This window comes from Pisciglobus halotolerans, from assembly GCF_900113675.1.
Lineage (GTDB): Bacteria > Bacillota > Bacilli > Lactobacillales > Carnobacteriaceae > Pisciglobus > Pisciglobus halotolerans.
This window is the reverse complement of the sequence record NZ_FOQE01000026.1, coordinates 1-12,800: the sequence shown is the minus strand read 5'-3', so window position 1 is coordinate 12,800 and position 12,800 is coordinate 1. Positions and strand designations below refer to the sequence as shown.

General features: G+C 37.1%; 17 protein-coding genes. 13 read left to right on the top strand and 4 right to left on the bottom strand.

Features of this window, described 5'->3' with window-relative positions:
* The first annotated feature begins 34 nt into the window (after nucleotides 1–34).
* From trxA to BM057_RS08465, 5 genes are read left to right on the top strand one after another with little or no spacing between them, the layout of a single operon-like run.
* A complete protein-coding gene (gene trxA / locus BM057_RS08485; RefSeq protein WP_092092929.1) occupies nucleotides 35–361 on the top strand; it encodes a thioredoxin in 327 nt (108 codons plus the stop codon).
* Nucleotides 362–365: 4 nt separating this feature from the next.
* Nucleotides 366–671 carry a rhodanese-like domain-containing protein gene (locus BM057_RS08480; protein WP_092092927.1) on the top strand — a complete coding sequence of 102 codons (306 nt, stop codon included), beginning with the start codon at nucleotides 366–368 and terminating at the stop codon, nucleotides 669–671.
* Nucleotides 671–2,323, top strand: coding sequence for an FAD-dependent oxidoreductase (locus tag BM057_RS08475; protein WP_092092924.1), 1,653 nt, complete (start codon nucleotides 671–673; stop codon nucleotides 2,321–2,323). Before BM057_RS08480 ends, BM057_RS08475 begins: the two co-directional genes overlap by 1 nt.
* On the top strand, nucleotides 2,323–2,619 hold the full coding sequence (locus BM057_RS08470; RefSeq protein ID WP_092092922.1) for a rhodanese-like domain-containing protein: 297 nt from the start codon (nucleotides 2,323–2,325) through the stop codon (nucleotides 2,617–2,619). The genes BM057_RS08475 and BM057_RS08470 overlap by 1 nt, the downstream gene beginning before the upstream one ends.
* Nucleotides 2,619–2,879, top strand: a complete 261-nt coding sequence (locus tag BM057_RS08465; protein ID WP_047391172.1) for a metal-sensitive transcriptional regulator — start codon at nucleotides 2,619–2,621, stop codon at nucleotides 2,877–2,879. Before BM057_RS08470 ends, BM057_RS08465 begins: the two co-directional genes overlap by 1 nt.
* Nucleotides 2,880–3,252: 373 nt before the next feature.
* Here BM057_RS08465 and BM057_RS08460 read toward each other — a convergent pair whose 3' ends face one another.
* Nucleotides 3,253–4,011, bottom strand: coding sequence for an SDR family NAD(P)-dependent oxidoreductase (locus tag BM057_RS08460; protein ID WP_092092919.1), 759 nt, complete (start codon nucleotides 4,009–4,011; stop codon nucleotides 3,253–3,255).
* 172 nt (nucleotides 4,012–4,183) lie between these two features.
* Between BM057_RS08460 and BM057_RS08455 the strand changes: the two genes are divergently transcribed.
* Together BM057_RS08455 and BM057_RS08450 are read left to right on the top strand one after the other, a co-directional pair.
* The gene (locus BM057_RS08455; protein ID WP_092092917.1) at nucleotides 4,184–4,984 is read left to right on the top strand and encodes a sugar phosphate isomerase/epimerase family protein; all 801 of its coding nucleotides are present in this window, start codon (nucleotides 4,184–4,186) and stop codon (nucleotides 4,982–4,984) included.
* 165 nt (nucleotides 4,985–5,149) lie between these two features.
* Nucleotides 5,150–5,908: a DeoR/GlpR family DNA-binding transcription regulator gene (locus BM057_RS08450; protein WP_092092915.1), complete on the top strand. Its 759-nt coding sequence runs from the start codon at nucleotides 5,150–5,152 to the stop codon at nucleotides 5,906–5,908.
* A 91-nt stretch (nucleotides 5,909–5,999) separates the two neighbouring features.
* On the opposite strand, the gene BM057_RS08445 is transcribed toward BM057_RS08450, so the two are convergent.
* Genes BM057_RS08445 through BM057_RS08435 form a run of 3 tightly spaced genes read right to left on the bottom strand, consistent with a single transcriptional unit; the run spans nucleotide 6,000 to nucleotide 8,274 of the window.
* Nucleotides 6,000–7,442 (bottom strand): PTS galactitol transporter subunit IIC, encoded by a 1,443-nt coding sequence (locus tag BM057_RS08445; protein ID WP_092092913.1) that lies wholly within the window; start codon nucleotides 7,440–7,442, stop codon nucleotides 6,000–6,002.
* 14 nt (nucleotides 7,443–7,456) lie between these two features.
* Complete coding sequence (locus tag BM057_RS08440; RefSeq protein ID WP_092092910.1) at nucleotides 7,457–7,759, bottom strand: PTS sugar transporter subunit IIB; 303 nt, start codon at nucleotides 7,757–7,759, stop codon at nucleotides 7,457–7,459.
* 29 nt (nucleotides 7,760–7,788) lie between these two features.
* Entirely contained in the window at nucleotides 7,789–8,274 is a 486-nt protein-coding gene (locus tag BM057_RS08435; RefSeq protein ID WP_092092908.1) for a PTS sugar transporter subunit IIA, read from the bottom strand.
* Between the two features lie 251 nt (nucleotides 8,275–8,525).
* On the opposite strand from BM057_RS08435, the gene BM057_RS08430 reads away from it, so the two are divergent.
* The 6 genes from BM057_RS08430 to BM057_RS08405 form a co-directional block, all read left to right on the top strand.
* Nucleotides 8,526–9,293 carry a DeoR/GlpR family DNA-binding transcription regulator gene (locus tag BM057_RS08430; RefSeq protein ID WP_047391017.1) on the top strand — a complete coding sequence of 256 codons (768 nt, stop codon included), beginning with the start codon at nucleotides 8,526–8,528 and terminating at the stop codon, nucleotides 9,291–9,293.
* A gap of 13 nt (nucleotides 9,294–9,306) precedes the next feature.
* Nucleotides 9,307–9,735 (top strand): galactose-6-phosphate isomerase subunit LacA, encoded by a 429-nt coding sequence (gene lacA, locus BM057_RS08425; protein ID WP_047391016.1) that lies wholly within the window; start codon nucleotides 9,307–9,309, stop codon nucleotides 9,733–9,735.
* A gap of 19 nt (nucleotides 9,736–9,754) precedes the next feature.
* Nucleotides 9,755–10,276: a galactose-6-phosphate isomerase subunit LacB gene (lacB, locus tag BM057_RS08420; protein ID WP_092092904.1), complete on the top strand. Its 522-nt coding sequence runs from the start codon at nucleotides 9,755–9,757 to the stop codon at nucleotides 10,274–10,276.
* A gap of 16 nt (nucleotides 10,277–10,292) precedes the next feature.
* Nucleotides 10,293–11,273: a hexose kinase gene (locus BM057_RS08415; RefSeq protein WP_092092902.1), complete on the top strand. Its 981-nt coding sequence runs from the start codon at nucleotides 10,293–10,295 to the stop codon at nucleotides 11,271–11,273.
* Nucleotides 11,251–12,249 carry a tagatose-bisphosphate aldolase gene (gene lacD, locus BM057_RS08410; RefSeq protein ID WP_092092899.1) on the top strand — a complete coding sequence of 333 codons (999 nt, stop codon included), beginning with the start codon at nucleotides 11,251–11,253 and terminating at the stop codon, nucleotides 12,247–12,249. Before BM057_RS08415 ends, lacD begins: the two co-directional genes overlap by 23 nt.
* An 87-nt stretch (nucleotides 12,250–12,336) precedes the next feature.
* Nucleotides 12,337–12,800 (top strand): helix-turn-helix domain-containing protein (locus tag BM057_RS08405; RefSeq protein WP_177186213.1); only part of this gene is annotated, 464 nt, incomplete at its 3' end.

The window sequence follows — 12,800 nt, the reverse complement described above, 5'->3', positions numbered from 1 at the left end:
ATTAACAAAATTGAAATAGAAAGCAGGAACGAAAATGAGTACACCCTTAACTGATACAACTTTTTCTCAAGGCATCCAATCAGGACTGACACTTGTGGACTTCTGGGCGCCATGGTGCGGGCCTTGTCGCATGCTGTCACCCGTTCTCGAAGAACTAGCAGCTGAATTCAAAGGTAAAATCGAAATCGCAAAACTAAATGTGGATGAAAATCCAGCAGTAGCAAGCCAATTTGGCATTATGAGTATTCCTACGATGATTTTCTTTAAAGACGGACAGCCGATCGAAAAAATCAGCGGTTATCACCCTAAAGAAGTTTTACAAAACTATTTAACGAGCAAACTAACCAATCAGGAGGACTAACTTTATGTTTTTTAATCGCATTCCGTCAATCAAAACGGCTGATTTAGAAAACCAATTGAGTGAGCGTCCTCAAATCCTTGACGTTCGCGAACCGCATGAATTTAAAGCCGGCCATATTCCCAGTGCAAAAAATGTACCGCTTAGAAAAATCAGTACCTATACCCCTAAAGGTAAAGTATATGTCATTTGCCAATCCGGCATGCGCAGTAAAAAAGCAGCTAAGTTGCTGAAAAGCCAAGGCTATGAAGTCGTGAATGTCCGTGGCGGTATGTCTGCTTGGACAGGAAACGTTAGAGGAGGAAAAGCATAATGAAAATCGTTATCGTTGGTGGTGTCGCAGGCGGTATGTCTGCAGCTACTCGTTTGCGTCGTTTGAATGAAGAGGCTGAAATCATTGTTTTAGAAAAAGGTCCTTATGTTTCTTTTGCCAATTGCGGCTTGCCTTATTATGTCTCAGGTGAGATCGAGGAGCGCAGCAATTTGCTGGTTCAAACACCTGAAAAATTAGAAGCACGCTTCAGATTGGATGTTCGTCCAAACAATGAAGTCGTGGCGATTGATCCAGAACAAAAAGTCGTAACGGTTCAAACTAAAGACGACAGCTACACATTAACGTATGATAAGCTGATCCTTTCGCCTGGCGCTAAACCCTTTATCCCACCTGCAAAAGGCTTAACTGAAGCAGAAAACGTCTTTACATTACGCTCGGTTCCAGATGTAGATGCCATTACGGCCTACCTTGAAGAGCATCAGCCGAAAAAAGCTGTGGTGATCGGCGCCGGCTTTATTGGCTTGGAAATGGCTGAAAGCTTGGTTCATAAGGGTTTAGACGTCACAATCGTGGAAAAAGCGCCGCATATTTTACCCCCATTTGACGAGGAAATGGCTGCTTTTATTGCCAATGCGTTAAAAGAAAACGGCGTAACGCTTTATACAGGAGTGGCAGCGGAAGCTTTTGAAAACAAAGGCAAAACTTTAGTATTAGAAAATGGCGAACAACTGGAAAGCGATTTGACGCTTCTTTCAGTCGGTGTACAGCCAGCTTCTGAATTGGCTGAAAAAGCTGGCATCAAAACAGGTTTACGCGGCGGTATTTTAGTGAACGAACATTATGAAACCAGCCAAAAAGATATCTATGCAGTGGGTGATGCGATCGTGGTCAAACAGCAGATCACCGGCGAAGACGCCCTCATTTCTCTCGCCTCCCCTGCCAATCGCCAAGGCAGAGAAGTAGCAGATGTCATCAGCGGTTTAAAACGTACCAATAAAGGCAGCATTGGCACCGCGATCGTGCGCGTCTTTCATTTGGCCGCAGCTTCCACAGGTTTGAACGAGCGCCAACTCAAACAAGCCGAAAAAGAATACGACAGTATCCATATCCAAGGCAAAAGTCATGCCGGGTACTTTCCAAACGCTAAGACTGTTCTACTGAAATTACTATTCCATCCAAAAACGGGCGAAATCTACGGCGCACAAGCTATCGGTGAAGACGGGATCGATAAACGAATCGATATTTTAGCTACTGCCATTAAAGCTGGCATGACCGTCTTTGACTTGCCAGAGCTAGAATTCACTTATGCACCGCCATTTGGCTCTGCCAAAGATCCCGTTAATATGGCCGGTTACGCTGCCATGAACGTCGTGGAAGGACTTTCCGATAACGTGCAATGGTACGAGCTAGAATCTCTACAAGAAGCTGGCGCGCTGCTCGTTGATGTACGATCAGCAGCTGAAAACCAACAAACTGGCAGCATAGCAGATTCGATCAATATCCCATTAGATGAGTTAAGAGGTCGTTTGGAGGAATTACCGAAAGACCGCTCGCTCATCGTCAGCTGTCATAGCGGCTTACGCAGCTACATCGCTGAACGGATCTTAAAACAAAATGGATTTAACGTAAAAAATTTAGATGGTGCATTTAGTTTATATGCAACCGTCAAACCAGAAAAGGTGGTAAAATAATGTATCAATCTATGTCTATTCCCGAGTTTGAACAAAAAATGAAAAAAGAAAACGTCGATCTCATTGATGTGAGAGAAGCTGATGAATTTGCAGCCGGTCATATTCCAGGAGCAACACATGTACCGCTTAGCGGATTTCCTGAAGCCGCAGAAGCATTAGATAAAAACAAGCACTACCACGTCATTTGCCACTCAGGCGGACGTTCTACGATGGCTTGTGAACAGCTATCGCAAGCAGGCTATGATGTGACCAACATCATGGGCGGCATGTCGGCTTGGAGAGGAGAAACCGAATAATGGAATACAACGCCAAAATCACGAATCGCTTGAAACGTACAGAAGGACAAGTTCGTGGCGTGTTAAAAATGATCGAGGATGAAAAAGACTGCAAAGATGTGGTTACGCAACTGTCTGCTATCCGCTCAAGCGTAGACCGAGCAATCGGCTTGATCGTAGCTGAAAACTTAGTCGAATGCGTTTCGCAAGAGATGGAAGATGGCCTTACACAAGAGGAAGCGATCCAAGAAGCGATCAACTTATTAGTAAAAAGCAGATAAAAAGAAGAGGCATCGGCTGAAATACGCTATCGCCTCTTCTTTTCGCTTATCACTACATCTATTATGAGTCTATTATCTGTCACAAATGATGGTTTATTGCAAACTCAAACTTGTCGGAGCTCTCGAGTTGGAATGATAACCGTTTTGCTGTCCTACTCAAATAAAGTTTGTCTACTCAGTTGGAACGATAATCGATTTGATGTCCTACTCAAACTTATTTTGCTCGTTCAGTTGGAACGGTAACCCTTTTGCTGTCCTACTCAATCTACGCTGGCTTCTTTTAACTTGCATTTGGAAAAAGCCGCTTAAAAAGAAAAATCCTGATGGAAAGTCATCTTCGCTTTCCTATCAGGATTTCTACATATTCTGAACTTTATTGAGCACTATAACCACCGTCGACTGCTAATTCAGCTCCGGTAATATATTTCGATTCGTCTGATGCCAAATACACACATGCATACGCAATGTCATCTGCATCTCCCACATATTTCAAAGGAATGCCCTGTAGCATCTTGTCCAAAATATCTGGCACAGATAAAGAAGGAGCCGACATCGGCGTTTTGATCGTACCGGGATGAATAGAGTTACAGCGGATATGATCTGGTCCGTAATTAACGGCAATATTTTTAGTCAACAAACGTACGCCACCTTTTGAAGCTGTATAAGAGAACGGACCGCCTGATCCAACTAATCCGGCGATCGAAGAAATATTGACAATAGATCCGCCATCATGCTCTTTCATAATAGGAATCACACGGTTGACACCTAAGTAAACACTTTTCAAATTGATATCGATCACTTTTTGCCATTCTTCTTCGTCTGTCAGCTCGGCTGATTTGGTATAGTCGCCAGTAATCCCAGCATTGTTGATCAAAACATCAACGGTACCAAAAGCATCTAAAGCCGCTTCTTTCACTTTATCCCAATCTTCTCCAGAAGCTACATTGTGTTTAACACCAATTGCTTTTCCGTCATTTGTCTCGATTTCCGATACCACTTCATTCAATTTGTCTTCTTGAATATCAGTTGCCACAACTTTGGCGCCTTCTTTTGCAAACATTTTGGCTATGGCTGCGCCCATACCACTGGCTGCTCCAGTAATGATTGTTACTTTGTTCTCTAAACGTCCCATCTAAAGACTCCTTCATAAAATAGTTTGATCAACTATATCGTAACAATCATTGAATCCATTTACAATATGCGCGCCTTATTACCTTTCTGCTTTAAAATTTTTTAAAAGTTTTTCTCTATGGCTATTTTATCCGTTACACTATAAGTACGAATATGTAGAAAGGATGAAATGAATGTTCCCTATTTTTTATTCCGGCCTTGTTCAATTAACAAAAGATCCTTTTAAAAATCTTGAGGCCTTCATTTTACATGGTGCAAGACATGTAGAAATTTTTATGGATGGTCCATGGTGGGGCAAAAACACAGCTTCTCTGGAACTGTTGGCTAAAAAGTTTAAAACCTATCCATTGACCTACTCTCTTCATGGACCTATGTTTGATTTGAATCTCGCTAGCTTTCATGCTGAGATCAGACAAGCCAGCTTTGAAAAAATGAAAGAAGCAATTGATTTTGCAACACTTTTAGATGCAAAGCACTTAATCGTATCTCCTGGTCACTTGGCCGTTTCGACTTTTGACCGAACAAAAGCTGCTAAGCTATTCTTGCAGCAATTAGACCTATTACAAGCTTATGCTCAGCAAAAAAAGGTACTTTTATTAGTCGAAAACAGTGGGCATAATGGAAAAGAACTATTTAACGAAGAGGAATTTATTCAATTAAAAGACTGGTTGCAACAGCGATTTGACCAAACAATCGGTCTTGTATTGGACACTGGACATGCTCATCTAAACAATTGGGACATCCCAAAGGTTATAGGCGCTGTTCAACCGTTGCTCTTTGCTATTCATCTAAATGATAATAAAGGTTCAATCGATAATCATCTCGCTATTGGTGAGGGTACGATTGAATGGGTCCCTGTACTCAAAGCCTTACACAAACTTCCTCACCTTCCAAACTTGGTTTTAGAATACAATACTGTTATGTCATATGAAAAACTGGAAGAAGGGAAAGCGATGCTAATGGAGGAGTTTTAACTATCCTCATTTTAATAAATGAAATGAAGGATTTTTACTTAAAAGTAGAAATAAAAATCATTTGATTTATGATAAAATGGAAATTAAAAGTAATACTTCACATCAAATCTACTATTAAATTTTCTTTTTTCTATATAAAAAATCTATTGCTCAGAGGTGAATAGCATGCTGAAAAATGAACGTTTTGAAAAAATTCTAGAAATGCTAGAGACTGAAGGAATCGTAACAGTAAAAGACATTATGAATAAATTAGGTGTTTCTGATATGACAATCAGAAGAGATTTATCAGAATTAGACAAGTTAAAAAAAATAAAAAGAATCCATGGTGGCGCTCAAAGTCTATCTCATTATAAAACAGAAGAACTTTCTCATCTTCAAAAAAAAGATATCAATATAAGTGAAAAAAAAAAAGCTGCCCAGATCGCTGCACAATTCATTCAAAAAAATGACACTATTTTTTTAGGACCAGGTACAACCATCGAATTATTAGCTTCTTACATTAATTCTCCTGATATTCGCATCGTAACGAATAGTTTGCCAGTTTTTAATATTTTTCAGAACAAAGAGGAAGAATATGAAATTTATTTAACAGGCGGAAGTTATCGAAAAAGAACAGGTGCATTTATTGGCAGTATCACAAACGATACGTTAAAAAAAATGAAAATTGGTAAAACTTTTATTAGTGTTAATGGCATAGACAATAATAGCGTTATGACTGCCAACATTGATGAAGGTATGACTCAACAGATTGTACTTAATAATTCACAAGAAAGGTATATTGTATTGGATCATAATAAATTCAATAAAGAAGACTTTTATGAATTTTACTCTTTAACTGATATTACTGGTATTGTCACAGATTCTAGCATTGATAAAGAAGTAGAAAAGAAATATAGTGAGTATACAATGGTACATTCTAATTAAACAATTTAAAAACAAAAAGAGATACACTCTAATCTTTTGATCAAAGAATCAGAGTGTATCTCTTTTAATATGTCTTGATAAAATATTTTTATTATATAGATGAAGTAACGCCTTCAGCAGAAGTTTCTACATCCTCTTTTTCTGCCGCATACACAGCATTACGCTTTTTCATTTCTTTTGCATACCATACGAAAGCTAAAAGATATAGAACAAGAGCTAATCCTGCATATAGTACAAATTCAATCTGTCCTTGTGAGGCATTACCAACTAGGTAGGCTAAAAATTTTTCTACAGGACCTTCCATAGTCGTATGAGAAATCATTGTTCCAGAATCCATTCCTGCTGGAAATGCTCCTACTTTTTTAGCCGTTTCTGTAATAAAAGGAGCCATTAGAGAACCTGACCATAGGAAAATCGGTAATTCAATTGTTCCGATAACAATCATTCTTAATACTTTACCACGCGTAATTACTAGCAATGCCGGCGTAACCCCCATTGCAATAATGCCACCTAAAGGTAACAAGCCATTTCCTGGCAAAATCAATGCAAGGATTAACATAATTGGTGCCAGAACGTTTGCAGCTGCCCAAATTTCAGCACGACCTGCTAAGAACGGCCAGTCTAATCCAATATTTAATTGACGACCACCCATCTTTTTATTTGCAAAGTTTGTTATTCCTTGAGAAAGAGGTTCTACAGAAGCAATAAACCATGAACCAATCAAAGAGAAAAGTTCCAAACACACTGCAGCTGTAAATGCCAAAGTGAAAATTTGAGTCGGAGATTGTTGTGATAGAAGACCTACAAAAATACCTAAATAAACCCCAATTGCAAACTTACTTCCCCAGAAACCAACTTTGCTGTTTAACTTAGCAGCATCAAAGTCATATTTATCTAACCAAGGGAAGAACTTATCAAAGATTTTATCAAAAACCATGATAATTGGATTCATCATATAGTTCATATGAGTTGTAGTCATTGGATTTTCGTCAGGAGCATTCAACAGATCATTAAAAGTTGGTTTCATTAAATCAGAGTTTATAATCTTCAAAATACCAATGAAAACAACCAATAATGTTGCAATTAATAAATTTGCACCTGCATAAATAGCAAACAACCCAACAATTGATAAATGCCAAATATCAAATATATCAACGTCTAAAGTATTTGTTTTATTCAAAAGAAGCATAATAATATTAACAATTACCATAATAAGTAAGAAGAATAAAGTGTACGGAGAACCCCATGTAATAGTAGCTAGAGGTGCCCAGCCAACGTCTGTAATATTTAATGAAATACCAGTCGATTCAACAAATTGGGATAAAGCTCCTGAAAAGGCAGTTGTTAGGATATTAATAATTGCACTAATACCTGTTAATGCAATCCCTAATTTTAAACCACCTTCTAATGCATCAGAAAACTTAACTCTAAAAAATAGAGCAATAACAGTTAAAATTATCGTCATTAAAGGCGCAGCGCCTAACTTAATTAGCGGATCAAATATTGTATTCGCTATGTCTATAATAGTACTCATTTGGCATCTCCTTTTTATTTATTCAAGGACTTAATCGTTTCTTCCATCTTTTTATATACTGGTTCAGCCATAGCAGGAATACGATATAAAATTGGCCCACAATCCACTACTGGAATATCAATATCAAATCCTAAACTAGTGGAAGAAATCGGAGCAAATATATCATAGTGATCTATCATATTTTTATTGATATCCTTCACCATAACTGCATCACATTTTACTTGATAACCCCGTTTGGATAATTCCGTTTCTAAAGCGTTTTTAATTTGATGACTTGAGTTAACTCCTGCTCCACATGCTGCTAAAATATTAACCATAAAAAATTCCTCCATTTTTGTTTTAATTTTTAAAATTTTGTAGCTAAAAATTTATATATTTCTTTTTCTTCATTTAATTCAAAAAAGCTTTTTAATTCTTCTAAATCTGTTTGGTTTAAGAAATCCATAATATCCGCTAACATGTTTGCCTGTTCATTTGGTGAATCGTTTAAAATCATAAATAAGAAAGAAGCTTCAACTTTTTGATCAGGTTGGATCATGTTTTTAAATTCAACAGATTTTATTAACTTTATAGGAATAATTCTTCTCGTTTTAACAAAGCCACTTTCTGTATGTGGGATCGCTATACTTGGTAAATTAGGATTAATTACAGATAAATCAATCCCAGTTGGGTAATTTTCTTCTCTTTCTAATAGGTTGTCTAAAAAATCTTCTGTTACTAATCCTTTTCCTAACAACTGCTTAGCAACTGATTTAAAGATTTCTTCCTTACTCTCTCCGTCCTCAATGAACACGGTTTCTTTTTCAAACAGAGCATTTTGCAATGAGTTCATTTAAAACCCTTCCTCCTTCAAACAATAATAAACAATACGAGACTCTTTTTGTTCTTAATTGTTTATTATCAGTTTTTTTATTTTTCAATTAATCAATTACAAACCGAGTATAATTCTTTATTTATTCTTTGTCAACACATTTTGTAATCGCTTTTTATTATTTTTTTAAATTGTTTATTTCATTTTATTTGTTGTTGACTTTTGTTTGTTTTTGTTTTAAATTGAGTTTGTAAACATTAGGAGGTGGTGAGGTGCTAAAAAAGGAAAGACTTTCCTCCATTCTAGAAGCTCTAGATACATCAGGTGTTGTTACTGTACAGAATATTGTTAAAGAGTTAAATGTTTCTGATATGACTGTACGTCGAGACCTGGAAGAATTGGCTCATCAAGGAAAGATCATTCGTATACATGGAGGCGCTCAAAGTCTTAACCATTATCGTCATGAAGAACTTTCTCACATCGAAAAAAAAGAAATCCATATCTCTGAAAAACTGGCAGTAGCGGAAACAGCAAGTCGTTTTATTGATGAAGGAGATTCTATTTTTTTGGGACCAGGAACAACAATTGAACTGATCGTGAAGTTTATTCATGTCAAATCTTTAAGGATCGTTACTAATAGTCTGCCGGTTTTTAATCTATTAGAAGAGAAAAACGAAAACTTTGATACTTACTTAGTTGGCGGAAGTTATCGAAAAAAAACGGGAGCCTTTGTAGGTAGTATAGCTAATGAAACCATTAGCAAGCTTAAAGTGGGAAAAGCTTTTGTTGGTGTCAATGGTATAAGTAATGATGCTATCTTCACAGCTAATGTTGAAGAAGGTAGTATGCAGAACTTAATCCTTAACAATGCTCAAAACAAATTCATTGTTGCCGACTATCACAAATTTAATAAAGAAGATTTTTATGAGTTTTATCGTTTAACTGATATCGATCAAGTTATCACCAATCGTAAAGTTAATGATGCAATTTTAGAAAAATATAAAAAGTACACAACGATTATGACAGATACCAAATCATAAGGAGGAAATTTTAATGAAAGTAGCAATTGGAGCAGATAAAAAAGGAAATCATTTAAAGGAAGTTATTAAAACTGATTTAGAAAGCCAAGGTTTTGAAATTTTAGACACTACTCCTGAAGGCGCAGATGACTTTGTCGACTCTGCTTTAAATGTAACACATGCCGTTTTAAATAATGAAGCTGAAAAAGGCATCATGATCGACGAACATGGCGTTGGTTCTTTCATGGCCAGCAATAAAGTAAAAGGTATGATCACAGCAAATGTAACCGACGAAAATTCTGCGCGGATGACACGTGAACACAATGATGCCAAAGCCATCTCTATTGGTTCAGGTATCGTAGGCGAAAAATTAGCATTGGTTTTAGCAAACGCTTTTGCTCACGCAGATTATGCTGCTGGTAGACATCAAGTCCGTGTCGATATGATGAACAAAATGTTATAAAAAATTGGAGGAATAAAACATGAAAATAGCAATAGGATGCGACCACATTGTGACAGATATTAAAATGGCAGTCTCAGATCATTTGAAACAACAAGGGCATGAAGTTATCGATGTAGGAACTTATGATTTCACTCGTACACACTACCCTATCTTTGGTAAAAAAGTAGCAGAAAAGGTAAATACAAAAGAAGCTGACCTAGGCGTAACCATTTGCGGTACTGGAGTCGGAATTACGGCAGCCGCTGATAAAAATAAAGATGTACGTTCAGCATTAGTCAGAGATGTTACTTCTGCAGCTTATGCTAAGCGTGAATTAAATGCGAATGTTATTGGTTGCGGCGGAATGATCGTCGGAAAAAATTTAATCTATGAAATTGTAGATACTTTTATCAATACAAAATATGAACCAACAGAAGAAAATCAAAAGCTGATTCAAAAAATTGATGGGATAGCAGCAAATGACGAAGATCATCAATCTGGAAATCATCATTTCTTTGATGAAGAGATTGAAAAATGGGAAGAAGGCTACTACCACGACTAGAAAGGAGCCTTCATAAATGATATTAACGGTAACAATGAATCCATCTGTCGATATTTCTTACCCTATCAAAGATTTTAAGTTAGATGCAGTCAATCGTTGCAAAGAAACATCAAAAACGGCTGGTGGAAAAGGATTAAATGTATCTCGAGTCATCCACTTAATGGAGGAAGACTTATTAGCCACAGGAATTGTCGGGGGATTTTTAGGTCGTTTTATTCAACAAGAATTGGATGAAACGCAAATTGCTCATCATTTTTATGAAATAGAAGAAGAATCAAGAAATTGTATCGCAATCTTACATGAAGGCATGCAAACAGAAATACTGGAATCCGGTCCCACTATTACAACAGCACAAGAAAAAGCATTTTTGAATACCTTCCACTCTTTATTAGATGGAGTAGACGTTGTAACCATTTCTGGCAGTCTTCCAAATGGTATCGATCCTCTTTTTTATAATCGACTACTTGATGAGTGCTATGAAAAAAACATTCCAGTATTGCTTGATTCTTCAGGAAGTTACTTGAAAGAAGCGTTGAATCATCCGCATAAACCTTATTTGATCAAACCAAACCTAGATGAATTAAAACAACTGACTTACCAAGAAGGTAATCAGTTAAGTACATTAGATTTGATCGAAGTTTTAGAACATCCTTTATTTGAAGATATTCCAGTCATTGTTGTTTCAATGGGAAAAGATGGAGCATTTGTAAAATGGCAAGAGCACTACTATAAGGTAGACATTCCACCTATCCCTGTAGCCAATCCTGTTGGTTCAGGAGATGCTACTATCGCTGGTTTAGCTGTTGCCATTAAACATCATCAATCACCACTGGACACATTAAAGACAGCGATGACCACTGGAATGCTCAATACGATGGAAGAAAAAACAGGTTATATTGATAAAACAAAATTCAATCATTATTTCAATCAAGTTTATATTGAAGAAATAAATAAAAAAGATAGAGGTTCTATTTATGATAAATTTGTCAGCAAATAAAAAAGCAGCTTTAGAAAACTTATCCAATGAAAATGGCATTATCAGTGCTTTGGCTATTGACCAACGTGGCTCATTGAAAAAAATGATCGCAGAAGGCAGTAAAGAAGACATTGGCGATAGCGGGATCATTCATTTTAAAGAGCTGGTCTCTGAAGAATTAACACCTTTCTCAAGTTCAATTCTGTTAGATCCTGAATACGGTATCCCTGCTTCAAAGGTCAGAGACAAAGATGCAGGTCTTTTACTGGCATACGAAAAAACAGGATATGATGCGAGCGAACCTGGACGTTTACCCGATTTGTTGGAAGACTGGTCGGCTAAGCGTCTGAAAGAAGCAGGCGCAGATGCAGTCAAATTCTTACTCTATTATGATGTGGATGAAGACGAAAAAATCAACGAATACAAGCATGTTTACATGGAACGCATTGGATCAGAATGTATGGCTGAAGACATTCCATTCTTCTTAGAAATCGTTTCTTATGATGCAAATAACGATGATGTCAAAGGAAAAGAATATGCAAAAGTTAAACCACATAAAGTTATTGGAGCCATGAAAGAATTTTCTAAACCTCGCTACAATGTAGATGTTTTAAAAGTAGAAGTTCCTGTCAACATGGCATTTGTCGAAGGTTTTTCAGAAGAAGAAGCTGTTTACTCAAAAGAAGAAGCTGCTCAATATTACAAAGAACAAAGCGAAGCCACTCACCTTCCTTTCATTTTCTTGAGTGCTGGCGTAACCGCTCAACTATTCCAAGAAACATTGAAGTTTGCACATGATGCCGGTTCAACCTTCAACGGCGTTTTATGTGGACGAGCAACTTGGAAAAACGGCGTGGCACCTTTCGCAACAGAAGGCGAAGAAGTTGGAAGAGAATGGTTACAAGAAACTGGTAAGAAAAATATCGAAGAATTAAACGAAGTGATTAAAGATACGGCCACACCTTGGTATGAAAAAGTTTTAGTAGCAGCAAAATGAGGCAAAATAAAAAAGCATTGTGAGATTATAAGCTATACTGACCCCCAAATGTTAGACCAAAAATCTAACATTTGGAGGTCATTTTTTATGGCTAAATATAGCTTTGAATTTAAAAGAATGGTCGTGAAGGAGTACATCAAAGGTTTTGGCGGATATGCCTCTCTAGCTGAAAAACATGGCATTAAAAGCTACGGCCAAGTACGTGATTGGGTGAAAGTTTATCAAGAGTTTGGTGAAGAAGGGTTACAGAGACGGACAACGAACAGGGACTATACTGTTCAATTTAAATTAGATGCGGTAGAGTTGTATTCAAGAACAGAGTTGACCTATCGAGAAACAGCCAACCGACTGGGACTGACTACCCCTGCATTGATTAAAGGATGGCAGAAGAAATTCCTTGAAGAAGGAATAGATGGGCTCTCTCAAACGAAAGGACGTCCATCGAACATGCCAAAGAAAACGCCCAAAAATAAAAAGAAAAACGATGTTACACCTTCGAAAAATAACCAAGTAAAGGAACTTGAGAAACAAATCCGACTGTTAGAAATAGA